The sequence below is a fragment of the Caballeronia sp. GAWG1-1 genome (assembly GCF_023631465.1).
Lineage (GTDB): Bacteria > Pseudomonadota > Gammaproteobacteria > Burkholderiales > Burkholderiaceae > Caballeronia.
The window spans coordinates 323359-346872 of the sequence record NZ_JALQDB010000032.1 but is presented as its reverse complement, the minus strand read 5'-3'; the positions used below and the strand labels follow the sequence as shown (position 1 = coordinate 346872).

Annotated in this window: 24 protein-coding genes; 8 read left to right on the top strand and 16 right to left on the bottom strand. The window is 58.3% G+C overall.

Features of this window, described 5'->3' with window-relative positions; genetic code table 11:
• Positions 1-38 precede the first annotated feature (38 nt).
• From NCT03_RS22770 to NCT03_RS22755, 4 genes are all read right to left on the bottom strand, one after another.
• Complete coding sequence (locus tag NCT03_RS22770; protein ID WP_250494018.1) at positions 39-1217, bottom strand: alpha/beta hydrolase; 1179 nt, start codon at positions 1215-1217, stop codon at positions 39-41.
• A gap of 65 nt (positions 1218-1282) precedes the next feature.
• Positions 1283-2638: an MFS transporter gene (locus NCT03_RS22765; RefSeq protein WP_250494017.1), complete on the bottom strand. Its 1356-nt coding sequence runs from the start codon at positions 2636-2638 to the stop codon at positions 1283-1285.
• A gap of 35 nt (positions 2639-2673) precedes the next feature.
• Entirely contained in the window at positions 2674-3477 is an 804-nt protein-coding gene (locus tag NCT03_RS22760) for a sugar phosphate isomerase/epimerase family protein (protein ID WP_250494016.1), read from the bottom strand.
• Positions 3477-4220: an SDR family NAD(P)-dependent oxidoreductase gene (locus NCT03_RS22755; RefSeq protein ID WP_250494015.1), complete on the bottom strand. Its 744-nt coding sequence runs from the start codon at positions 4218-4220 to the stop codon at positions 3477-3479. The genes NCT03_RS22760 and NCT03_RS22755 overlap by 1 nt, the downstream gene beginning before the upstream one ends.
• A gap of 112 nt (positions 4221-4332) precedes the next feature.
• Between NCT03_RS22755 and NCT03_RS22750 the strand changes: the two genes are divergently transcribed.
• From NCT03_RS22750 to NCT03_RS22740, 3 genes are all read left to right on the top strand, one after another.
• Complete coding sequence (locus NCT03_RS22750; protein ID WP_250467971.1) at positions 4333-5247, top strand: LysR family transcriptional regulator; 915 nt, start codon at positions 4333-4335, stop codon at positions 5245-5247.
• 88 nt (positions 5248-5335) lie between these two features.
• Positions 5336-6217 carry an isocitrate lyase/PEP mutase family protein gene (locus tag NCT03_RS22745; RefSeq protein ID WP_250467970.1) on the top strand — a complete coding sequence of 294 codons (882 nt, stop codon included), beginning with the start codon at positions 5336-5338 and terminating at the stop codon, positions 6215-6217.
• A gap of 120 nt (positions 6218-6337) precedes the next feature.
• Positions 6338-6631: a DUF1330 domain-containing protein gene (locus tag NCT03_RS22740; RefSeq protein ID WP_244831306.1), complete on the top strand. Its 294-nt coding sequence runs from the start codon at positions 6338-6340 to the stop codon at positions 6629-6631.
• Between the two features lie 59 nt (positions 6632-6690).
• Here the strand turns inward: NCT03_RS22740 and NCT03_RS22735 are convergent, their stop codons facing one another.
• The gene (locus NCT03_RS22735) at positions 6691-7413 is read right to left on the bottom strand and encodes a haloacid dehalogenase type II (protein ID WP_250494014.1); all 723 of its coding nucleotides are present in this window, start codon (positions 7411-7413) and stop codon (positions 6691-6693) included.
• A gap of 296 nt (positions 7414-7709) precedes the next feature.
• Here NCT03_RS22735 and NCT03_RS22730 point away from each other — a divergent pair, with 296 nt between their 5' ends.
• The gene (locus NCT03_RS22730; protein WP_250494013.1) at positions 7710-9086 is read left to right on the top strand and encodes a GntT/GntP/DsdX family permease; all 1377 of its coding nucleotides are present in this window, start codon (positions 7710-7712) and stop codon (positions 9084-9086) included.
• A gap of 15 nt (positions 9087-9101) precedes the next feature.
• Here NCT03_RS22730 and NCT03_RS22725 read toward each other — a convergent pair whose 3' ends face one another.
• From NCT03_RS22725 to NCT03_RS22685, 9 genes are all read right to left on the bottom strand, one after another.
• Positions 9102-9974 carry an isocitrate lyase/PEP mutase family protein gene (locus NCT03_RS22725; protein WP_244831303.1) on the bottom strand — a complete coding sequence of 291 codons (873 nt, stop codon included), beginning with the start codon at positions 9972-9974 and terminating at the stop codon, positions 9102-9104.
• Positions 9975-10009: 35 nt separating this feature from the next.
• Positions 10010-10627 carry a 3-isopropylmalate dehydratase small subunit gene (gene leuD, locus NCT03_RS22720; protein ID WP_502800407.1) on the bottom strand — a complete coding sequence of 206 codons (618 nt, stop codon included), beginning with the start codon at positions 10625-10627 and terminating at the stop codon, positions 10010-10012.
• The gene (gene leuC / locus NCT03_RS22715) at positions 10624-12042 is read right to left on the bottom strand and encodes a 3-isopropylmalate dehydratase large subunit (protein WP_250494012.1); all 1419 of its coding nucleotides are present in this window, start codon (positions 12040-12042) and stop codon (positions 10624-10626) included. Before leuC ends, leuD begins: the two co-directional genes overlap by 4 nt.
• A 2-nt stretch (positions 12043-12044) precedes the next feature.
• Positions 12045-12821: an ABC transporter permease gene (locus tag NCT03_RS22710; RefSeq protein ID WP_244831300.1), complete on the bottom strand. Its 777-nt coding sequence runs from the start codon at positions 12819-12821 to the stop codon at positions 12045-12047.
• Positions 12818-13576 carry an ABC transporter permease gene (locus tag NCT03_RS22705; protein WP_250467965.1) on the bottom strand — a complete coding sequence of 253 codons (759 nt, stop codon included), beginning with the start codon at positions 13574-13576 and terminating at the stop codon, positions 12818-12820. The genes NCT03_RS22710 and NCT03_RS22705 overlap by 4 nt, the downstream gene beginning before the upstream one ends.
• The gene (locus NCT03_RS22700; RefSeq protein WP_244831298.1) at positions 13573-14349 is read right to left on the bottom strand and encodes an ABC transporter ATP-binding protein; all 777 of its coding nucleotides are present in this window, start codon (positions 14347-14349) and stop codon (positions 13573-13575) included. Before NCT03_RS22700 ends, NCT03_RS22705 begins: the two co-directional genes overlap by 4 nt.
• A 92-nt stretch (positions 14350-14441) precedes the next feature.
• The gene (locus tag NCT03_RS22695) at positions 14442-15449 is read right to left on the bottom strand and encodes an ABC transporter substrate-binding protein (protein WP_250467963.1); all 1008 of its coding nucleotides are present in this window, start codon (positions 15447-15449) and stop codon (positions 14442-14444) included.
• 224 nt (positions 15450-15673) lie between these two features.
• Entirely contained in the window at positions 15674-16402 is a 729-nt protein-coding gene (locus NCT03_RS22690; RefSeq protein WP_250494011.1) for a GntR family transcriptional regulator, read from the bottom strand.
• A 41-nt stretch (positions 16403-16443) separates the two neighbouring features.
• Entirely contained in the window at positions 16444-17331 is an 888-nt protein-coding gene (locus tag NCT03_RS22685) for a LysR family transcriptional regulator (protein WP_250494010.1), read from the bottom strand.
• 177 nt (positions 17332-17508) lie between these two features.
• Here NCT03_RS22685 and NCT03_RS22680 point away from each other — a divergent pair, with 177 nt between their 5' ends.
• Complete coding sequence (locus NCT03_RS22680; protein WP_250494009.1) at positions 17509-18282, top strand: glutaredoxin domain-containing protein; 774 nt, start codon at positions 17509-17511, stop codon at positions 18280-18282.
• A gap of 220 nt (positions 18283-18502) precedes the next feature.
• Positions 18503-19198 carry a GntR family transcriptional regulator gene (locus NCT03_RS22675; RefSeq protein ID WP_250494008.1) on the top strand — a complete coding sequence of 232 codons (696 nt, stop codon included), beginning with the start codon at positions 18503-18505 and terminating at the stop codon, positions 19196-19198.
• Positions 19199-19204: 6 nt separating this feature from the next.
• Here the strand turns inward: NCT03_RS22675 and NCT03_RS22670 are convergent, their stop codons facing one another.
• On the bottom strand, positions 19205-19708 hold the full coding sequence (locus tag NCT03_RS22670; protein WP_250494007.1) for a universal stress protein: 504 nt from the start codon (positions 19706-19708) through the stop codon (positions 19205-19207).
• 151 nt (positions 19709-19859) lie between these two features.
• On the opposite strand from NCT03_RS22670, the gene NCT03_RS22665 reads away from it, so the two are divergent.
• Both NCT03_RS22665 and NCT03_RS22660 read left to right on the top strand, forming a co-directional pair.
• A complete protein-coding gene (locus NCT03_RS22665; protein ID WP_250494006.1) occupies positions 19860-21137 on the top strand; it encodes a LysR family transcriptional regulator in 1278 nt (425 codons plus the stop codon).
• Between the two features lie 84 nt (positions 21138-21221).
• Positions 21222-21890, top strand: coding sequence for an O-methyltransferase (locus tag NCT03_RS22660; RefSeq protein WP_244831290.1), 669 nt, complete (start codon positions 21222-21224; stop codon positions 21888-21890).
• 17 nt (positions 21891-21907) lie between these two features.
• Here NCT03_RS22660 and NCT03_RS22655 read toward each other — a convergent pair whose 3' ends face one another.
• A complete protein-coding gene (locus tag NCT03_RS22655; RefSeq protein WP_250494001.1) occupies positions 21908-23476 on the bottom strand; it encodes a SulP family inorganic anion transporter in 1569 nt (522 codons plus the stop codon).
• Between the last annotated feature and the right edge of the window lie 38 nt (positions 23477-23514).

Below are 23514 nucleotides of genomic sequence, written 5' to 3'. Positions count from 1 at the left end.
TATTAGAAGCATCAGGCAAAGAGGACGCGTGCGGCAGTCTAAAAGCCGAACGCGTCCTGCCTGAGAAATCGCAGAATCCGGTTAGCTACCGTGACCGGCTGTTCTTGCTGCACCCAATGCCCGGCACCTTCAATCATATGCACCGCGCGGAAATTGCTGCATGCGCGCATGCGCATCGCTTCGTATTGGCCAGGCCGCTGATACACGCCCCAGTCGCTACTTCCAGCAATGAAACATGCAGGCACGTCTATCGTGCTGCCTGACCATGTCTTAAGCGCGGCCGTGTGAGCGTCGCTAGTCGCGCAGCGATACCAGTTAAGCCCGCCTTGAAAACCGGTGCGCGAATATTCCCCCGCATAGACGTCGAGATCGCATTCCGGCATCCATGCGCATGATGCGATCTGCTCCTCCGAAGGCATATGCGGTGCGACCGTCTCATGCATGCTCTTATCTTTCTCCATCACATAGTAAGTCGGCAACGTAGCGAGTTCTTCCGCGCTCAACGCCGCTAAAGGATGAGGATGATTTTCCGGCCAGTCCGCACTCTTCACGTGAAAATAAGCGCGCAGAAATGCGGCCATGCCTTGCGGCGCGTGCCACATGTCTTCATTCGCATCGACACCCGAGTAATACCATTGATAGTGCTTACGGGGCGGGTCGAGCGCGTCTAGCGCCGCCAAGACAGTGGCCATCTCGTTCAATGCCGTATCGCCCGCCTCATGCAGCGCATGTTCCGATGCGGTGCCAAATGGAAATGTCGGCGGCCCCGCAAACGGCGCGCTAAGCATGACCACCGACCTGAAGACATCCGGCCTGATCAACGCGCACCAAGCTGCTACGGGCGAACCAAAATCATGGCCGATGACCGCTGCCACGCTGTGATAGCCCAAGGCACTTATAAGCCCAAGCACGTCCCGCACGAGATTTGGAAAATTGAAGTCGTCGAGATCCGTATCGAATATAGCAGCCGCGCCCGTGGTACGCCCGTAGCCGCGCTGATCGGGCGCGACGACATGATAGCCGCCATTGGCAAGCGCCGGCATCACCTTGCGCCAGCTAAAAGCAAGCTCGGGAAAGCCATGCAAGAGCACGATGCATGGTCTGCCCGGCGTTTCGAAACCTGCTTCCAGCACGTGCATGGAGAGGCCATTGCCGTTGTCGATCAGACGTGAGCGGATGCCATCGGGCAACGGCAGATCCTTCAACGTTTCGGTCATGCATGGCTCCTGTCGAGTTCGGAGCCATTATGCTTCATGCCGCGAGGGCTGCGTTGGCGTCAGCGCTAGAGGATCGAATTACGTTTGCCGAGCTGCTCGAGCGGAACGTCATAAGTCTCCCGCATAGAAAAGATGGACACTGCGGACAACAGACACACCAGCACCGCGAATGCAGCCGGCATGACCCACGACGCCGTACTGTATTTACCTATGAGCGCGGATTCCACTAGCGGCGCAAACCCGGCCACGGCGAAGCCAAACTGCGTGCCGATCGCCATGCCGGAAAGGCGGACTTGCGTCGGAAAGCGTTCCGCGTATGTCGCCGGCCACACGGCATTCGTGATGCTATAAGCGAAGCCGCCGAGCACTACTCCCGCTGCAAAGACGAGCGCATTGCTCCCCGTCGTGATCGACCACAAAAAGATCACGACGCTAACTGCGCACAGCAAGTTTCCCGCGATAAATACAGGTCGTCGGCCGATACGGTCGGATAGCGTGGCCCATAACGGAATGGTGAAGACCGCGATGAAGTTAGCGACGATAGCCGTCCACAGCATGACCGAAGTGCTGATGGGTTGCGCCTGTGCGCGCGAAAACGAAAGCGCAAACACGGCGAACGTCGTGCCTATAGACGCAATGAGCGCGGCAAAGAAAACCTGTAGTAATTCCTTGCGATAACCCGTAAGCAGCGTCTTGAGCGGCATATTCGGCACCTCGCCATGCGAGGCTTCGCTTTCGAAGGCAGGCGTCTCTTCGAGTCGGCTACGCACGATAAAGCCGACGATCACCACCGCCACACTCAACCAGAAAGGCAAGCGCCAGCCCCACGACAGCAATTGATCTTCGGGTAACAAAGCCGCAAGCGGCAAGACTACAGCGGGCGCAAGCACCTGACCGCCCTGCGTCCCGCTTAAAGTCCAACTCGTGTAATAACCCCGACGATGCGCGGGCGCGTGCTCGAACGACATTGAATTCGCCCCGGCTTGCTCCCCTGCTGCGGAGATGCCCTGCAAGATTCGCATCAACACGAGTAGCGCAGGTGAGAGCAGTCCCGCGGTCTGATAAGTCGGCAAGCATCCCACTAAGAACGTCGAGAGCCCCATCAAGAGCAAGGTGCCGACCATCACGACCTTTCTGCCGAGCCTGTCACCGTAGTGGCCCATGAGGAACGAGCCTAAAGGACGTGCGGCATAAGCCACGCCAAAGGTCGCCATCGATGCAAGCGTCGCGGCGGTCATGTCGCCGGGCGGGAAGAATATCTTTGGAAAGACGAGCGCGGCGACAGTGCCGTAGATAAAGAAGTCGTAGTATTCGAGCGCGCTGCCGATCCACGCCGCGATTGCGGCCTTTCTGGCATGCTTGCCGCCTGGCACGCTCGATGATGTCGTTCCCGAGGTTCGACCAATCGTTTCTGTCGTCATGTTGTCTCCTTGTTTTTTTATGGAAGTCGAAGCTTCTATCGTGTTACGCGAGCGCTCGTCTCAAGAAGGCTTTGACTAGCATGTTGTACGAGTATCGCGCGTTTAAGCGGATTGGTTTCGCGCTTAAGCGGCACTTCGACTGCTAGCGGAAGGTTATCGGGCAACACGGCAAGCAGCGCGCGTAAGGGCAACTCCCCTTCCCCGGGCAACAACCGATCTCCACGTGCCTCTGCAACGATGTCAGCGGGAGACGCCATTGGCGCATCACAAAGCTGAACGCTGCCGATGATTTGCGGATCAAGCGCCGCGACCTCTTCCACCGTTCCGCCTGAACGGATGAGATGAAGCGCGTCGATCAGAACAAACGCATTGGGCTTGCCAGAGCACAGCACGATATTCACAGCATCGGCTAGACGCGCGACAGGACGCCATAGCATGAACTCGACATCGAGCGACAAACCGAATGGCGCCGCGAGATCGCATAATGCGCTGAAGCGATCGATGACGCGTGCGCGGTCGGTATCGTCGATATTCACGCATGCACGGTGTGCTCCGAGTTCCGCGCCTGCCTCGAATGTGCTTTCATAGTCACCAATGGAAGTATTGGCCGCAAGAGTAATCACTTCGATATCGGTCACCTTCACGTCGAGCTCATGCAGCAAGCGCTTGGTCGAACGCAATTCAGATGACCTCGCAAGCAATGGATACTCGATACCGCCGTGCACGGGTGAGCAAAGACGAATGCTGATCGCTCGAAAGCCAGCGCTCGCCGCCAGTTCGATAAGATCTGGCGGGCCTACGTCCAGTACCGTGAGATGAGCGAGCGATAGGGGTTTCATCAATACGTTGCCCTTCCACCCGTCAAATCGAACGCCGCGCCGGTGGAAAACGAGCATTCCTCCGTGGCGAGCCATGTCACCATCGACGCAACTTCGTCTGGACGGCCCGCGCGTCCTAGCGGAATCTTGGCGAGCACGAAGTTGCGTGCATCCTCGGTCATGCCGCGCAGCATGTCGGATTCGATTGCCGCGGGCGTCACGCAGTTGACGCGAATCTCGGTATCCGCGAGCTCCTTGCCAAGCGACTTCGTCAATGCGATCACGCCTGCCTTCGACGCGCCATAAGCACCCTGGTTCGGGTTGCCCTCCTTGCCCCCGACCGACGACAGACTCACGATACGTCCATGCCGCGCGCGACGCAGATAAGGCAGCACTTCGCGGCAACAAATAAAAACGCCCGTAAGATTGATGTCGAGTACGCGCCGCCATGCGTCGATCGAATATGTCTCTACTGGACCGATATCTCCATTGATACCCGCAGCGTTGATCAACACATCGATTGATCCGAAGCGCTTGTGTGCTTCCTGCGCCGCGTTGACTACACTGGCGGCATTCGTCACATCTACTTGAGAAGCGAACGCCGCGCGAGCCTGCTCGGCCTTGGAAAAGGCAGCCTCGCTGTCGATATCCCAAAGCACGACCTTCGCACCCGACGCAACGAAGCGCTCAGCAATCGCATACCCGATACCACCGGAGCCGCCGGTGATGACACATACACGGTCCTGCAAATCCAGTTTGTTCATGGTCCCTTTGCGATAGAAATCACTCGAACCGATACTAAGGACAAACGCTGGCTTTGTCGTATGCTGAATTTCCTTTAAGCTATAACTTTTAGTTAAGCTGTACGGCGAACCGATGCGCTTCAAACTCCGCCATATGGAAGTCTTTCGTGCGGTCATGCTCACAGGCTCCATCAACGCGGCAGCCAAGTTGCTCTACGTATCGCAGCCTGCAGTGAGCAAGCTCGTGTCTCACATCGAGACGACATTGGACCTGCGCTTATTCGAGCGCTCCAAGAGCCGCCTCATTCCCACGGCCGAGGCACATGCGTTATTCAGGGAAATCGAGCAGGTTTATCAGGCTGCCGTGCGCGTGGATGAATTCGCGCGCGCGCTTTCGCTAGGGCCGTCGAGCCTTTTGCGCGTCACTTGCAGTGCATCGCTCGCAATGAGCGTCGTGGCTCCCGCGCTCGTCGATATCAAGGCCAAGCTGCCTGCACTGACCGTAGGCTGGCAGACCACACTAATGGCGGACATGCCGATGGAAATCTTGAGCAAGGAAGCAGAGGTCGCCGTTGCCGCAATGCCGGTCACGCACGAACATCTGGAAAACGTTTCGTTCATGTACGGCAGCATGGTTTGCGCCTTGCCAAGGGGGCACAGACTTGAAGCGGCATCGGTCGTGTCGCTTGCCGATCTGGTAAGCGAACCCGTGGTGCTGTTCAAGCGAGACATTCCGTTTGGAACCGTGATCGCACAGACGTGCCAGCAAGCGGGCGTCGAACTCAAGTCGACAATCGACGTGATGCGCGCCGATCAGGCACTGGCGCTCGTCGAAGGCGGGCTCGGCGTGACCATCGTCGATGATTTCGCCACGGCAGGCACAGCTCTCACCATACGCCCGCTACGCGAACACATACATTTGACGGCAAGCTTCGTTTATTCGCGCTTTGCGCCGCCATCGCGCAACGCGGTTCTATTCATGCAGGCAGTCTATAAGAATGCGCAGCGCCTAGGCCGCGCCATTCCCGATGCGCGTGTCCCCGGTTAAGCGACGACGCGCTTGACGCCAAGCGCCAAACCGCTGCACGCTTTAACATGAACCAAACGCAAAAATCTCTTACTTACGGAATCAAGCCATGACCACGTCATCCTCTCGCCGCCGCGCCGCCTTTCGCGAACTGGTCAACGCGCGCCGCGCACTGCTGTTACCGGGCGCTTTCAACGCGATGAGCGCACGCGTGGCCGTCGACCTCGGCTTCGAAGCAATTTATATAACCGGCGCAGGCGTTACGAATATGTCGCTAGGACTGCCCGATCTTGGTTTCATCAGCCTCGCGGAAGTCGCGGAACATACCTCTCGTATTCGCGATGCCGTCGATGTTCCGCTCATCGTCGATGCGGATACCGGCTTCGGCAATGCACTCAATGTGCGCCACACCGTACGCACGCTCGAGCGCGCGGGCGCGGACGCCATTCAACTCGAAGATCAGGTGATGCCTAAGAAATGCGGCCATTTCGCGGGTAAGAACGTGGTCTCGACCAGCGAAATGGTCGGCAAGATCCACGCCGCGGTCGACGCACGCGAGGACGCGAATTTCCAGATCATTGCACGCACGGATGCCTGCGCGGTGGAAGGCTTCGACCGCGCCATAGAGCGGGCGCGCGCATTTGTCGAAGCCGGGGCCGACATTCTTTTCATCGAGGCCATCGAGACGCCAGAGCAAATTGCCTCGCTAACCGAACTCGTCGAAGCGCCGCAACTCATCAATCTCGTCATCGGCGGAAAGACGCCGGTAACAGCGCGAGAGGACCTCGAGCGCCTTGGCTTTAGCCTCGTCCTTTATGCCAACGCCGCGTTGCAAGGCGCCGTGCGTGGTATGCAGACGGCGTTGTCGGCACTAAAGACACAAGGCCGTCTCGATGAAGATCCAGGCATAGTTGCACCTTTTTCGGAACGTCAGCGGCTCGTGAACAAGCCGCTGTACGACGAGCTGGACCGCAAATACGCAGCCGATTAAAGGCTGCTCTTAGCGCTCGCATGCCTCAAGCGAGAGTTTGCTATGCTGCCTTCGAACCGGACGAGTCGCACGTGACGAAGTCCGGCGCTCAATCACTCAGGTAACAAAACGGAGATAGAGATGGCAAAGGGATATTGGGTCAGCGCATACCGCAAGATCATCAACGCTGATCAGGCCGCGGAGTACGCGAAGCAGGCGACGGTTGCGATCAAGGAAGGCGGCGGACGCCCTCTCGCGCGCGGCGTGGCGTCGTTCATTCAGGGCGATGGCGTTAAGGAACGCACGGTAATCATCGAGTTCGACTCACTCGATGCTGCTAAAGCCGCTTACGACAGCAAGACCTATCAGGACGCGCTCGTTACGTTAGGCGATTCAGTGGAGCGTGATTTCCGCATTGTCGAAGGCGTTGAATAACGTCCTGCGCTTTGTTCGAAAGGCGATGACGTCCCCTCGTCATCGCCTTGAGTCGCCATTCAAGCGCCGGCTGCATCGGCCAGTTCGTTCAAGTCGTTCACGATGAAGTCCCAATCGCTTTCTGCTTTGAGGTCTGTGGCTTGTCGCGCACCGTGCTCATAAGGCCGAGCGATAAACGCAGCCTTCAGGCCGCACGCCCTTGCCGCGACGAGATCGCTATTATGGGCCGCCGCCATGCACACCTCTTCAGGCTTGAGCATGAGCGCATCGACCGCACGCAGATAAGCCTGCGGCGTTGGCTTATAAGCCTGCGCTGTTTCCGCGCCGAGAATCGCATCCCATGGCAGACCACCGTGTTTCGCCATGTCCACCATTAACTTGATATTGCCGTTCGATAACGGCGCAATGATGTAGCGCGTCTTGAGGCGCGCAAGTCCTTCTACGGAATCGGGCCAAGGGTCCAGACGATGCCACGCGAGATTCAACTCATCGAGCACATGCGTTGGAACGGCATCTTTGTTGATGCCGAATTCGGGCAACACGTCGTCCAGATTTTCTCGATGCAAGACATCCAGCCTTACGAACGGTCTTTCGCCACTGCGGACTTTCTGCATTGCGGGCGCATAGCGACTGCGCCATGCATCGGCAAACGCTTCCGGCGACGCGTTCGCTTGACCGAGAGCGTTTAGAAACGACGCAGCTTCCCGCGCTATGCCGCCGCGCCAGTCCACCACGGTACCGAAAACGTCGAATACGAAAGCCTTTACTAAGGGCTGGGTCACGAGACTTCTCCGTTGGCTTCAATTCTCAAAGCTAGTCTAGCAAGGCCACAGCTCCCTGCGCTTGGTTCTACCGCGTAAGACTGTTCGCAGTATGGCCAAAGCGCGTTAAATGACACTGCATTTTGTCGATTGCATGCATCATGCAAGACACCGAATGCAAAACGTGACGACGCCATATTTTGACCATCGCGAAAAAAAATGCTATTACGACGAGGCCTCGCGTCTGCTCAAGAGCGGACGAAAGCAAACCGTAAGCGCTCCGGCATGCCGCCGCCGCGCGCCAGCACAAAGTCACTGTGAACCCAACGACAACTCTTGCTTCGTGGTCAGCCCACGATACTCAGCTTCTGATCGCCTGCGCGCTCGGCCTTGCGGTCATCATCCTCTCAATCGGCGTTCTCAAGCTCGCGCCGTTCCTGTCTATCCTAGTGGGTACATTCGTTGCCGGTTTCGCTGCGCATCAACCGTTGGAAGCCATTGCGCAGGCCTTTAGCAAGGGTGCGGGAGCGTTGCTCGGCGATGTCGGCATCATCATCGCGCTCGGCGCCATGCTCGGTGCGCTGATGGCCGAGTCGGGGGCAGCGGATCGGTTGGTGACGACCCTGCTCGATCTTTCCACGCCCCGCAGTCTGCCGTGGATGATGGCGCTCGTCGCGATCATCGTGGGCCTGCCGCTCTTCTTCGAAGTGGGCCTTGTAATGATGGTGCCGATCATCTTCGTGATGGCACGGCGCTCCAAGCAGCCGATCCTGCGCATCGCGATCCCCGCGCTCGCCGGCATGACGACTTTGCATGCATTATTACCGCCGCATCCAGGGCCGCTCATTGCCGTGAGCGCATTGCATGCAGATCTTGGACTAACGCTCGGGCTCGGTTTGATCGTTGCGCTGCCGGCCGTGATTCTGGCGGGTCCGCTCTACGGCATCTGGCTTTCGAAGCGCATGCACGTCGAAGAGCCAGAAGAGATGGGCAAACTCTTTACCGAGCATGCGGATGGCGCAGCGACACCGGGCTTCGCAATCTCGCTTATCACGATACTTCTACCCGTCGTGATAATGCTCGGCCGCACTATCGCCAAGCTCGCGCTTACCAAGGACACGCTGCTTTACGACACGCTCGACTTCGTAGGCGAACCGTTGATTGCGCTTGCTCTAACGGTACTCTTCGCCATCGTGATGCTCGGTTGGTCGCGCGGCATGGCGCGCGATCGCGTAGGCGGCATCTTGCGCAAGAGCCTGCCGCCAATCGCGGCGCTTCTGCTCACCATCGGCGCAGGCGGTGGACTCAAGCAGACACTCGTCGCCGCAGGCATCAGCACGACCATCGGCAAGATCGCCGTGGGCGCGCATCTGCCGCTGGTCTTGCTTGCGTGGCTGATCGCAGTGGCGCTAAGGCAAGCCACCGGATCGGCAACAGTCGCCACGACGACGACAGCCGGTATCGTGGCGCCCGTGGTTAGCGGCTTGTCTGCCACGCACAACTCGTTGATGGCGCTTGCCATCGGCGCCGGCTCCGTGTTCTTCTGTCACGTCAACGACGCGGGCTTCTGGATGGTGCGCGAATATTTCGGCTTAACGCTCAAGCGCACCGTAGCCGTTTGGTCGGTCTTGCAGACCATCGTGTCGGTCGTCGGACTCGTGCTGACCCTCGCCTTGTGGGCGCTGCTCAACTAGCGATGTCTTTAATCTTTACGAGGTCGCAAAGTGCTTCTCGACTTCCATCGCTTTGTCGAGCCCGACAAAGCGGTTGTATTCCTCGAAGGTCGTGAGCCGGTCCGCAATGGCATCTGTCGTGCCTTCGCGCATGAAGTCGATCATGACTTCCTTGACAGCTTTATGCATGGCAAGCATCGACTCGATTGGGGCGAGGGTGTAATCGAAGCCTATTTCGTAGGCCTCTTTCATCGAGACGAACGGACTCTTTCCCGTTCGCGCCTGATTGAAAAGAATCGGCTTGCCTAACGGCTTAAGACGACGCGTGAGCTCGCGCATGTGTTCGAGGCTTTCGGGCGCATCGGCATAGAGGCCATCCGCGCCTGCTTCGGCGTAGGCTTCGAGCCGCGCGATCGCATCGTCGATTCCGGTTACTGCAATCGCATCCGTACGGGCCACGATGAAGAAGTCCGGATCGGTGCGCGCCTCGATCATTGCGCGCAACTTGAGCACCATCTCGTCCTTCGATACGAGCTGCTTGCCCGCATAGTGTCCACATTTCTTGGGCAATGCTTGATCTTCGAGATGCAGCACCGATGCGCCCGCTTCTTCCCATAGACGGATCGTGCGCTGCACGTCGAGGATGCCGCCGTAGCCCGTATCGGCATCCGCGAATATGGGCACTGTCGTCACGCGACAAATGCGGCGGATATGCTCGAACATTTCCGTCTGCGAGAGTACGCCGATATCCGCCTGCCCTGCAATCACGCCGGATGCAACGAAACCGCTAACGTATAGCGACTTGGCGCCGGCCTGTTCCGCCAGCATCGCGGTCAACGCATCGTGCGCGCCCATGCAGACGAATGGGCCCTCTTTAAATAATTCGCGAAAACGGGCTGAACGGGTCAAGATGATTCTCCGGCAAGTTGAATGATGTCGATGTGTCAAGCGAAGTAAGCCCAACTGCGCGCTTTTCGATCCCTCAAAAGAAAGCGCGCAATAACGTCTTTAAGAAGGCGCGTCTGATCGATCTCGTCGAGTCCTTCCAGAAGCGCTCGCTGCTGTGCCGGATCGAATTCGAAGTGAATCGTTTCCAACCCATGGGCGCGAATTTCGAGCACACCGAGATCGACCTCGATGGGCGTTCCATCGCTAGCAGCAACCGCTATGCGCTCGATCTCGGCAGCGTCGAGTCGCACAGGAAGCAGTCCGTTCTGAAGACAATTGTTATAGAAGATGTTGCCGAACGATGAAGCGATGACGCATCGAATACCCGCTTCCTCTAGCGCCCACACCGCCATTTCGCGCGAGCTGCCACAACCGAAGTTGCTACCACCGAGGACTGTGCATGCACTTCTGAATGCGGGCTGATTGAGAACGAAGTCCTCACGTTCACCACTTTGCGGACCGTCGCCGCGATAACGCAAAGTCTCGAGCAGATAGGGTCCCAACTGTCCGCGCACGAGTTGCGAAATTCTTTCGATGCGGATGATGAGATCCGTATCGACGTTATCTCGCATGAGCGGAGCCGCTGCTCCGGAGATGATCGTCACCGCTTTCATTGCGACGCCCCTTCCGTTTGACGCACACGTGGCGCGGCGATATGCCCCGCAATGGCGCTAGCTGCGGCAACTGCAGGGCTAGCCAGATGCGTACGCGCACCGGGACCTTGCCTGCCAATGAAATTGCGATTCGAGGTCGATACGCAACGTTCGCCACGCCCAACCACGTCGCCATTTGCGCCCACGCACATCGAACAGCCCGGCTCGCGCCATTCGAAGCCAGCGGCACGGAAGATCGCATCGAGCCCTTCCTGCTCGGCTTGACGCGCCACCGTGAGCGATCCCGGCACGACCCAAGCCTTCACGTTGCTGGCGACATGCTGACCATCGACCACATGTGCTGCCGCACGCAAGTCTTCGATGCGGCTATTCGTACACGAGCCTATGAATACGCGGTCCACGCTTAGTTCATCCAGATGCTGTCCGGCACGCACGCCCATGTAGTCGATCGCATTTTCGGCGGCATGACGGCGCGATTCATCATCGAGCGATGCGGGGTCGGGTATGACATCGTCCAGCGCAATCACGTGTTCGGGACTCGTGCCCCACGTGACCTGTACGCTGATGGACGACGCATCGATACCGATTTCGCGATCGAACTGTGCCTCCGAATCGCTTGCAAGCATCCTCCAGTCGGCGACAGCCTGGTCGAACTGCTCGCCTTGCGGTGCATAAGGCTTGTCGCGCAGATAAGTGAACGTAATTTCATCGGGCGCGACGAGGCCAAACTTGGACCCCAGCTCGATGCTTAGATTGCACAGTGTGAGGCGGCCTTCCATGCTCAATGCTTCGACCGCATCGCCCGCGTATTCGACGGCATAGCCCGTGCCGCCAGCCGCGCCAATCTTTCCGATGAGATACAGAATCATGTCCTTCGCGGTCACGCCTTCGCGCAGCTTGCCATTGAAGCGCACACGCATCGTCTTTGGGCGCTTCTGTCGAATGGTTTGCGTCGCAAGCACATGCACGACCTCCGTCGAACCGATACCGAAGGCAAGCGCGCCCATTGCACCATGCGTGCATGTATGACTATCCGCGCAAACGATGGACGTTCCTGGCAAAGAAAGGCCGAGCTCCGGTCCGATCACATGCACGATGCCCTGAAGGCCTGCCTGGCCTATGTCAAAGATGGGAATCGCGTGATGCGTCATCTGCGTGCGCATCGATTCGACCATCTCGGTGCTCCAGTCGGCATCGCCTGCGCGGCGTCCTGGGGCCGTCGAAATCACATGATCGACGGTGGCGAAGGTAAGCGCGGGACTATCCACGCCAAGGCCGCGCTTTTCAAGCACGCGGACCGCTTCCACGCCGGTGAGCTCGTGCATCAGATGACGATCCACGTGCAGCAGATCGGCGCCACCTGCGAGATGAGCAATGGTATGACTGTCCCACAACTTGTCGAAGAGCGTATGCATGATCAATCGCTATGCGTGAGATGACGCTGCCATTTGAGGAACATGAGATTTACCAGTGTGGCGAACACGAAAAGCATGAGCGCAAGCGCCATGATCGTGCTCGTTTCGTTGCGGTTCATGGCGATCATCAACATGCGGCCGATACCGCTTTGCGACGCGAACATCTCGCCGATAAGCGTGCCAAGCAAGGTAAGCGAAAAGCCGATGCGCAGTCCCGCTACGACTTCAGGCACGCATGCGGGCAGCAACACATGACGCGCGAAATCCATCGGGTTCATGCGGTAAGTGCGGGCCGCGCGTGCGTATATAGGCGGCATATTCTTTACCGCGTTCATGGTGAAGAGCGTAATCGGAACGATCCCGTGTATCACACCGAATACGATCTTGGCCCATAACCCGAGACCGCAAGCGAGCAGCACGACCGGATAAAGCGTGACCTTGGGAATGGAATAAAAGCCCATCATTAGCGGCTCCATCACCTCACCGGCCAAGCGTCGCACGCCAAGAAACAGACCGAGAAAAACGCCTGCTACGGCAGAGATGGCGAACGCCGAAGCAAAGGCAAGCGATGTGACATAGAGGCTTTCCGGAAAATCCGGGTCGCTGACTATATGCATTGCACGTTGGACGGTATGCAGCGGCGTGGTCAGCACATCGGGGCCAAGCCACCCGCTTGCGCCTTGCCAAAGCCCGACCAGCACCACGACGAGCACGAGCGCGTCCATCCATCGCCGCGTGTGTCGCGGCCTTGCCGTATGCGTGACGACGACAGTGCTCATGCGGCCTCCCTTCTGATGCGCCGATAGAGACGCGTTTCCGCTGTGCGTAAAAGGGCGTTGAGCGTGGCAACGAAGATCAGCATCAGGAGCATGAGGCCGTACATCGTCGAATTGTCGAACGCGTTGTAGGCGAATGCGATTTGATAACCGAAGCCCGACCCGGACAACACGAATTCACCCGCTACCACCGCGATGAACGCGTAGACCACGGTGAGCTTGATGCCTGTAAATACGAACGGAAGACTCGCGGGCAAGGTGATGAGGCGCACCTCGTCCAGCGTATTCAAGCGGCATACGCGCGCCGTGCGCAACAGCACACGAGGCACACGTTCAAGACCATTCAAAGTATTTACGGCCATGGCGACGACCGCAAAGAGAAACCCGATGCCAACCAGAGGCCAGCGGTTCAAGCCGAAGATCACGATCAAGATCGGATACAGCACGAAGACGGGCACCGCATAGTAGGAAAGCAGCAAGGGGTCCAGCACACGCCTTGCGCGCGGCAATCTGAACAGCAACACGCCGCCGATAAAGCCCACTACCACCGCAAGCGCAACCGCCAGCAATGCGCTGCTAAGCGTCTGCACGATATCCACGGTGTATTGCCCTGACGCGAGAATGTCCCAGGCACTCACCGCCATACGCGAAGGCGGAATGAACGAGACAGGATTGATCCATGCAAAACGAGTCGCTATCTCCAGCAACAAAATGAAGCCGATGACTATTCCCACGCGCCAGCGTGCGGCAACGCTCATGACTGGCTCCCTAGCGCTTTCATGGCCTCTTCGCGCAACAGCCCCCACACTTGCGCGGTCAGTTCGCCGAAGCGCGCATCGAGTGCGATCTTGCTGTCGCGAAGACGCGGCCAGCAGGTTTCAATGGTCGATATGAAGCGTCCCGGACACGCTGACATCACACCAATGCGATCGGACAGCAGCACCGCTTCGTCGATCGAATGCGTAATGAGCATGATGGTCGCGCCCGTATCGCGCCAAAGCTTGAGCATTTCATCGCCCATGAGGAGACGTGTCTGCTGATCTAATGCGCCGAATGGTTCGTCGAGCAACATGAGACGCGGACGCACGACCATGGCGCGCGCGATGCAAACGCGTTGCCGCATTCCGCCCGAGAGTTGCGCGGGATAAACACGCGCGAAAGACTTGAGACCCATGAAAGACAATGCATGATCGACGCGCGCCTTTACTTCGTTCTCTGCCACGCCTGCGCGACGCGCGGCAAAGGCTGCGTTGTCAAAAACGTTGAGCCATGGAAAGCTCGCGTCTTCCTGAAACACGACGGCCACGCCATCCGGAACCTCGCGTCCCACTGCATGCCCTTCGAATTCGACAGTGCCGCCGCTTGCGGGATTAAGGCCTGCGAGCACATCCAGCAAAGTGGACTTACCGCAACCGGAAGGGCCGACAACCGAAAAGAATTCACCCGCGCGCAATTCCAAACTTACGGGGCCGAGCGCATGAAAAGGAGGCTTGCCTGCAATGCCGGGATAAATGCGCGTGACATCGGTCACGCGCGCTTGCACACGATCCCCCGCCTGTGTCGCAGCGTCTGTGGAAACAACGGAAATTCGCGTGCGACGTGACAATACGCTCATCGCGTGCCTCACTTTTTCGTTTGCAGATCGGCGGGAAGCAGAGACTCGTCGACGATCTTCGACCAATCGAACGGGCCTTCCGGAATGGCCTTGACGAGTATCAGGCCCTTGAGCACTTCTTCCATGCCTTTGCGATCGAAGCTTCCTTCGCTCCAGTATTTCGGATCGGACTCGAGCACGTTATTGACCGCCGACGTCGCGACAGCGGGGTCCATCTTGTATTGCTTCGCCAGAATCTGCGCCGATTCTTCGCGGTGCGCGGCAATGTACTGCACCGCCTTGCGACGTGCATTGATAATTCCGCGTATCACCTCGGGATGCGACTTGAGATAGTCGGTGCGCACGATGCCCACGGTCTGTGTCTCGTTAGGCACGATATCGGAAGAGCGAAAAGCTATGCGCAACTGATCTTTTTTCCCGCTATAGGAAGGCTCCGTCATGTAAGCGACATCGACAGCGCCTTGTTGCAGCGAAGTCAGCATACCGCTAGAACTACCGACCGGCTTGCGCTGCACTTGGCCTGCGAGACCTGCACGGTCTAACGCAATCGTCACGACCGTATCCGTAGTCGACTTCGGGCTGCTATAGCCGATAGTCTTGCCCTTCATTTGTTTGATGTTGGTGATGGTGCCGTTCTTTAGTTCCACCCAGACAAGGTCGGCGAGACTCTGCACACCGCCATGCACAATTGTCAGATCAACACCTTGCTTGACTGCGGAAATAGCGGCCGGCAGGGCGACCTCGCCATAAGGAATCTCGGAAGCCATCGCATTGCGCACGGTGGTGCCGCCGCCTTCCGATGTGATGAAGCCTGTTACGTCCACGTTGGCTTCCTTAAAGAAGCCTTTTTCCATTGCGACCGCAAAAGGCACGCCATACATGCCGTCACCCCAATGCGTCACGGTAAGCGGCGCGGCCTGCACATGCGTCGCGCAAATGGACGCAGCAGCGAGAGACATTAAAAGAACACTACGGGCAATTCTCCGTATTCCAGACATGTAGGCGTCTCCATCCATGTTGGGCGGTCTCGCATTGTGCTTGGCGCATGCGGTCGCACTATGTTTTTAAGCTTCTTGACTAAGCGGACTATTCAGCCGCGCGAAATTGAGCTCGCACGACTGCCTTAACCGTGCAAGTTAATGTATGCATTAAATTCTTTAAAGTCCAGAAATGCCGGGGGCGGACATACCCGTGCTCGAGCTGGCTCGACTCTTGTCACGTGCCTTAGGAAGGCGCCGCCTTAGGCCTGTTGGATGCCGAATTGTTGCAGTACGCTCGTTTGGTCGCGCCAGCCACGCTCTCGATGTGCACGATATAGCGCGCTTGCCTTTGCCGCATCGCCGCATTGAATCGCGTCGATGATGCCGTAATGCTCCTGCACGGATTTCACGGGTTGCGGATGCGGTTTGACCATTTGCGTAAAGCGTCGCACGCGGTGCACTTGATCGCGACAATTCATGACCACGCTTTGCAATCGGGTATTCCCGCTAAGCGCAACGAGCGTTTCGTGAAAGACTTCGTCCGCGGCAGCCCAAGCCAACATGTCGCCGCGTTCGTATGCCGCGCTCATCGCCTCGCACGCGGTGACAAGGGGTGTGATGTCCACGCCCTTGTTCGACGCAATAAGGCTGGCAGCCGTCGATTCCAGGCTGATGAGGACCTGGTAGATGTTCCTGATGTCGGAGATGGAAGTTGGCACGATACGAATGCCATGCCTAGGCACGATCTGCACGAGTCCCTCGCCCTGCAGACGAATTGCGGCTTCGCGGATCGGCGTGCGGCTGAAGCCCAGCATCAAACCGAGTTCCTGTTCGAGCATGTAGGAACCAGGCGTCAATTCGCTTTCGATGATTCTGCGGCGCAATTCGGCATATGCAAGCTCGGTCGTGTTGCGCTTGACGGGTTTCGTTCCGTTAGCGGTTGCGACCGGTGGCTCGTCCTGCACGATCTTTACGCGCGTGGCGCTCATGGTTTGCGTCTCCTTAGCCGATGTTAGCACCGGCAATGACGTTATACGGCTGCCAGATGCGCGACGAGTTTTCTGCAGGCTTCGGGCAGGGCATCGAGCGACCGCATTCCTATCAGGAGTTCACGCGCGGCCCATTTATCCGTTAAAGCGACGACGCAGAGTCCCGAGGACCTTGCATGTTGGCGTGCGACTGCATCGGGCATGACACCAAGACCAAGGCCTGCACCGATCATCAGACATTGGGCATCGTAGCCTGTCACCTGAATGCGCACGTTGACGGCGCGGCCATCTTCGTTCGCGGCTCGCGTAAGACATTGGCTTATAGCAGTATCGGCTGGCAAGACGACGAATTCGAAGTCTAGTGCTTCGGCGAAAGCTATCGAATTTCTTAGCGAAAGCGCGTGACCCGGCGGCGTGACGAGCACGAGATTGTCGGTACGATAGGGAAGCGTCTGAATAGCACGACCATGCGGCACGGCTGTAAAGACGCCTATGTCGGCCGCGTTATCGGCGATCGCGCGCACGACTTGCATACTGGGCTTTTCGTCCACTTGCAAGCGAACATTGGGATAACTGGCCGCGAAAGACTGAATATCCTGAGGCAGGAATTGCACGATGGACGAGTTGTTCGCCGCGATGCGCACCATACCGCTAAGGCCATTGGTGAAGTCGCGCATTTGCAGTGCAATATCGTCGAAATGATGCAGCGCGCTAAGCGCTAAAGCAGCGAGGCGTTCACCCGCTTCGGTCGGCACTACGCCTTTATTCGTGCGATGCAATAAAGGCACGCCGAACATGGCTTCAATCTCGCTGATACGTCGACTTACCGCGGCAGCCGCAATGTGTTCACGTTCAGCCGCGGCGGCAATGGTGCCCGCCTCGGCAACCGCGACGAAGAGTCTCAGCGAAAGCGGATCGATCGAATGCATAGGGCTTGTTCAGGCCGTTGATGATCGTTAAGAGCGGCAATCGCAGTGTACTGAAAATTGACTCGTCATCGCATATCGCGATGGCGGCATGACGAAGCGTTGCTTTGCGACACTCACCGCATCAAACAGAATTAGCTCCAGCACGTCGTTGAAGGCCTTGACCTTAGGAGCATGAAAATGGAAGCCGAAGTCGCTCAAGCCACGCGTATTCGCGTGTTCTGGCAACCGGGATGTTCGTCGTGTCTGCGGACCAAGGAATTTCTTACGCGTCAGGGCATCGAATACGAATCGATTGACGTGCATAACGATCCGGAAGGCCGCGCGGCGCTCTTGGCGCTTGGTGCACGTAGCGTTCCGGTGGTCGCGCTCGGGCAGAAATACACGTTTTGCCAATCCATCAACGACGTCATCCGTTTTCTCGATCTCAAGACCACGGCAGCGCCGCCGTTGCCTCCCGAACAGCTCGTCGCAAAGCTCGCGCACGTACTCGAGTCGAACGCGCGCTATGCGAGGCAGTTCGGTCTTGAGCATTTTCGAAAGCCGTTTCGTAATCGCAATCGCACGCCGGCTGGTTTGACGTTTCACGTATTCCGCGTCGCCGAAATGGGTGTGCAAGCCGCGCATCAGATTGAATTGCGCTTCGAGGGCTTTGACGATGTGCCGCCTGACAATTGGACCGCAGAAGACATCGCGCGTTGGGGAGAAAGCGTGCGCGTCCGACTACTAAAGTGGTGGGAACAGGAAACCGATCGCACGCTTGCCTATGACGTGCCGACTTACTACGGCCGCCGCTCAATGCACGAAGTGCTTGAACGCACCGCATGGCATAGCGCGCAACACACCCGGCAGGTAATGCTCATGCTTGAAAGCGAAGGAGTCACTGTGGACCGACCCTTGAGCGCGGACGACCTCGGGGGCCTGCCTTTGCCGGACGAAGTCTGGGACAGATAATTTCAGGCCAAGACGGAAGCGAGCAGGCCCATTCAGCCGCCCGCCTAGGGCGGCTTTTTTTAGTCTGATGTTAAGCAAATCATCCGCCTTTTCGCTGCGGCATAACGTATACGTTGAGCGATACAAGACGCTTCTTCTCTTATAATGCAAGGCATTCCGTCCGTCTTCCTAGGCGGATTTTCGTCCATGCCCGGGCGATAACGCATCTGGAATGCCCATCATGGCTGAAGCCCGGACCGCCGAAGCGATCAGCAAGCCGCGAGAAAAATCGACCGCTACGGTCTACCAGAGAATTCGCGAGATGATCCTGCGCAACGAGCTGCGCCCGGGTACGCAATTGCTCGAGCAAGAACTGGTGCAGATGTTCGGCGTAAGCCGCACACCCGTTCGCGAGGCGCTCATCAGACTGCAAAACGAACATCTCGTACAGATCATTCCACGTCACGGTGTGCGCGTGCGCAATGTGTCGATGGCGGATCTCGAAGAAGTTTTCCAGGTGCAGACAAGTCTCGAAGCAACTGCGGTGGCAGCAGTCGCTTCGCGCAAACCAAGCGCGCGTGATATCAAAGCACTCGAAAAATCCTGCGCGGATATGGAGCGCGCTTTTGCTAAAGACGATCGCGATGCGTGGGCGGCGGCATGCGAGCTTTTCTATGCGCACCTCGTCGAAATGAGCGACAACCCGAGGCTGGCGCAAATAGTCGGTGAATGTGCCGATCAAGTGCGCCGCGTGCGCGAACTCACGCTAAAGCTCATCAAGCTCGACGACGCAAGCACCAGCGTCCTGCGCGATGTCATCACCGCGTTGCGAAATGGCGATGCCACGAATGCCGAAATGCTTTGCCGTGAACATCGCGCACGGAGCCTTCAAACGCAGATCGAAGCCCTGCAACGCTACCGGATTCTCGACGTGTGAGACCGATTACGCGTGACTTGCTTCCCACACCGTGCGTGACAGAGGTTCAGTGCAAGCCCGCTCATTCGCGCGCTCCGACGCAATCAGCACTTCACGGTCGGTATGACGGCACACCACATGGCTTACGCGTCGCACGCCGATGCCAAAGAGACTGCGCTTGCCGCCACCGAGCACGATGAGATCCGCTTCGAGCTCGTCTGCAGCCTCTGCGATGATACGCCCGACGTTGTGTCCATCGGCAGGCGTTCTGCGCGTCTCCCAGTGAGCTTCGACCCCTGCCTCCTCCAGCATCTTGGTGCTACTGCGATAGACGACGAGCGCAAGCTGGTTGACGAGATCGACCGTATCGCAGCAAATCACATCGGCTTGTGATGCCGTCCACCACGGAGCGCTGTCGATGACATGCAGCATGGTCAGCCGGGCATTGCTTTCACGTGAACGCGCGATCGCGACGGACAACGCGGCTTCGCTGAAGCCAGGACCCACGGCGACGAGAATATGTTGGTACATGGCGCTAGCTCCTGTCGATACGTTTGTTGGTTGGTGCATGTCGTCATCATCGTCGTCAAGAATTAGCAAACAGTGAGGAAATTGCATTCTGCATGCACCACGTCGGGGCGATAAATTAAACTGATAGGCTTCTACCCTCATTGCGGCTCGAATGGACCATCGCGAACTGCTCAATCTCGCCTATCTGCGCGCTTTCCGGCTCGTTGCGCAGACGGGCAGCGCGACGCGCGCCGCCGTCGCTTTGTTCCGCGCTCAGTCGGCAGTCACGCGCTCGCTACAGGAACTCGAAGCCGCCGTTGGCGAGACGCTGCTCGAACGCCGGTCATCGGGCATGCTTCCTACGCCGGCCGGCCGCGCCGTTCTTCTGCGTTGCGAACGCATCTTCACGGAGCTGGAAACCCTTGCACAGTGGTGTGCAGCGCGCCAGTCACGGCGCCGCGCCAGCAGCGGCGACGGCCTGCCGGCGTTTCTGCTGAACACGCGGCGCCTCCAGTTGTTTTCCGCGCTGGCGCGTCATCGACATATGCCGAGCGCGGCGCAGACGCTCGGACTTAGTCAGCCCGCGGTGTCTAGCGCCATTCGCATCATGGAAACGGGCGCGGGCATGCAGCTTTTTTATCGCAGCCCGCGCGGCTTGCTGCTCACGAGCGAAGGCGAAACTTTTGTCTTGCACGTGCGTCGCGCGCTTAACGAACTGCGCCATATTCCCGACGATATCGCCGCATTGCGCGGGACGATTCAGGGCTTCGTCACGGTCGGTTCGCTGCCGCTCGGGCGTACGTTGATCCTGCCGGGCGCGATAGCGAGAGTGGCCGCGCAATATCCGGGCGTGCGCATCATCACCGACGAAAGCGCCTATGAGACGCTCGTTGCCGGCTTGCGGGCGGGCGATATCGATTTCGTGCTCGGCGCGCTTCGGCAGAACGATGCATCGAGCGGTTTGACTAACGAACGTTTCATGTCGGAGGACATGGTCGTGATCGGGCGGCGTGGTCATCCGCTTGCCGAAATCGACGGACTCACTCTTAAGGAACTCGTCTCGGCACAATGGATTTTGCCGCGCAGCCACGCCCCCGCGCGTGGCATGTTCGAGGCGCAGTTCAAGCGATGGAAAATGAAGCCGCCCATGCCGACCGTCGAAACCGCCGACCTCGCGGTCATTCGCGGTTTGCTGATGAACACCGACATGCTCGCGGCGGTCTCAGCGCAGCAATTGCATTATGAATGCGAGTCGGGCCCGCTCATGGTGCTCGACATAGCGATGCAAAATACAAAACGCGATATTGGACTGACCTTGCGCGCCGGTAGCACTCCCTCGCCAGCTGCCCGAGCGCTGATCGACGCCATTCGGCTGACGGTGGACGAGGTCGGCCATACATTGCGGCGTGAAACGGCTCGGAAGGAGACCGGCACAACGCATCGTGTTTAGAATTTTGAATGCCACCGCGTGGTTTTTTGCATGCATGTCGGCGGGCGGAGTATCGTGGCAGTTCGCTCAAGACGAGGATTTCGGATGGACCAGCAGCAATGGGATGCCATGGACGCCTACCTGTGCCAGCAAACCCAGGCACACGACGAGGTACTCGAAGCAGCGCTCGCGGCGAGCAGTGCGTCGGGACTGCCCCCCATCAATGTCGCACCGAATCAGGGCAAGCTGCTGAACCTGCTCGCACGCCTGCGTAGCGCACGCCATATCCTTGAAATAGGCACGCTAGGCGGCTACAGCACCATCTGGCTCGCACGCGCCTTGCCGCCTGACGGCACGCTGCTTTCGCTTGAGGCCAATCCCGACTACGCCGAGGTGGCGCGCAAGAATCTCGAACGCGCTGGACTTGCTTCGGTTGCAACAGTCGTGGTCGGCGCGGCGGCCGCATCGCTTGAAGGGTTCGTGCGCGAAGGCATGCGCCCTTTCGACTTCATATTCATCGATGCCGACAAGAAAAGCTATCCCGAATATCTGCAACTCGCGTTGAGCCTTAGCAAGCCGGGCACGGCGATCGTTGGCGACAACATCATCCGTCGTGGCCGAATCGCCGATGCTGACAGCACCGAGCCCGATGTGATCGGATTGCGCGCCTATTTCGACATGCTCGCAACCGATCCACGGCTCTCCTCCACCGCCGTGCAAACGGTGGGCAGCAAGGGATGGGACGGATTCTCGCTGTCCATCGTAATGAGCTAGCAAGCTTTATTAGAAGCTCAAGCCGGGCGCCTTCTCCACTGCTGCCAGCGGGAACGCATGCGCGGCATGGCAAGCCGCGCTTCTGCAAGCGGCATTTGCCTGCACTCGACATGCATTCCTCTGGCGGGTGCTTCGCTCACGAAGTCATCGATGATCTCGCGTACGTCCGGGTCGATATGGTCCGCACGCGAAGCATCGAGAATGACAGTCGCGTTGTCAGGAATGGAGCGCAGAAGATGCTTTAGCGTGACCTTGCCGAGAAACGACACGTCCTTTCGAAACGAGAGTAGGTAATGATCGTCGTGCTGCGTCATCGTGATCGGCCGCTTGAGATTTGCGCGCACGGCAAGCACGAGACTACATGCGATGCCAAGCACAATACCCATGAGCAGATCGGTCAGCAACACGCCAGCGATTGTCACGACGAAGGGTGCAAATCGCTCGAAGCCTTGTCTGGCGATGGCGACAAACAGCGACGGCTTGGCAAGCTTGAGCCCGGTGAAAATCAATATCGCAGCCAGACATGCAAGCGGGATGAGGTTGATCACGCTCGTCAACGCAAAGACGCTTGCAAGCAGCAAGACACCATGTACGAATGAAGACCAGCGACTTTGCGCGCCCGCGTGAACGTTTGCCGAGCTACGCACGATGACCGATGTAATTGGCAATGCGCCGATAGCGCCCGCCATCATGTTGCCAATGCCTTGTGCTTTCAATTCGCGATCGGGATGTGCACTACGTTTCTTGGGATCGAGTTGCTCGACCGCCTCCAGGCTCAACAATGTTTCAAGGCTCGCGACAATGGCAAGCGTGAATGCGAGACGCCAGACATCCGGGTTGACGAATTGCGAGACGTTGGGCAATTCAAGCGCATTCGTGAATGCTGCGAACGTTTCAAGCGAAGGCAATGCCACGCGATGTTGCGCGGGCGGCGCCAAGCCCGGCGCGAACATGTCGAGCAAAAGCGTTACGCCGATACCGAACGCCACCACGGCAAGCGGCGCGGGCACGGCGCGCACCACGGCAAAACGTCGCATGGCGCGCGTTTCCCAGCCGGCGAGCATGACAAGGGACATCACGGCTACGGCACAAGCAGCGAAAGATACCGGACCGAAAGGCGTATCGAGCACGCCCGGTCCGCTCGCGGCTGGTGCGCCTGCATTGGCGAAGCCCGCGGCCAGGGGTATCTGCTTGATGACGAGCAATAGGCCAATGGCCGCAAGCATGCCCTTGATCACCGACGACGGCACATACGCTGCAAAACGTCCCGCCTTGAGCAAGCCAAAGCCGAATTGAATTGCGCCCGACAAAAGCACCGCAAGTAGAAATGCAGAAAAACTGCCTAGTCCCGCGATGCCATCGACCACGATGACGATAAGCCCCGCTGCCGGCCCGCTTACGCTCAATTGCGAGCCGCTAAGCAATGCCACGACAATGCCGCCTATGATTCCGGACAAAAGCCCCGCAAAGGGCTCCACGCCCGACGCATTGGCAATGCCAAGACACAGAGGCATCGCTACGAGAAATACGACTGTGCCGGCGAACAGGTCGCGCGGGAACTGGCTTAGACGATTGCTAAGGTTCATATGGATTTAGCCATGTGGGTGCCTGCTACGTTCAACGA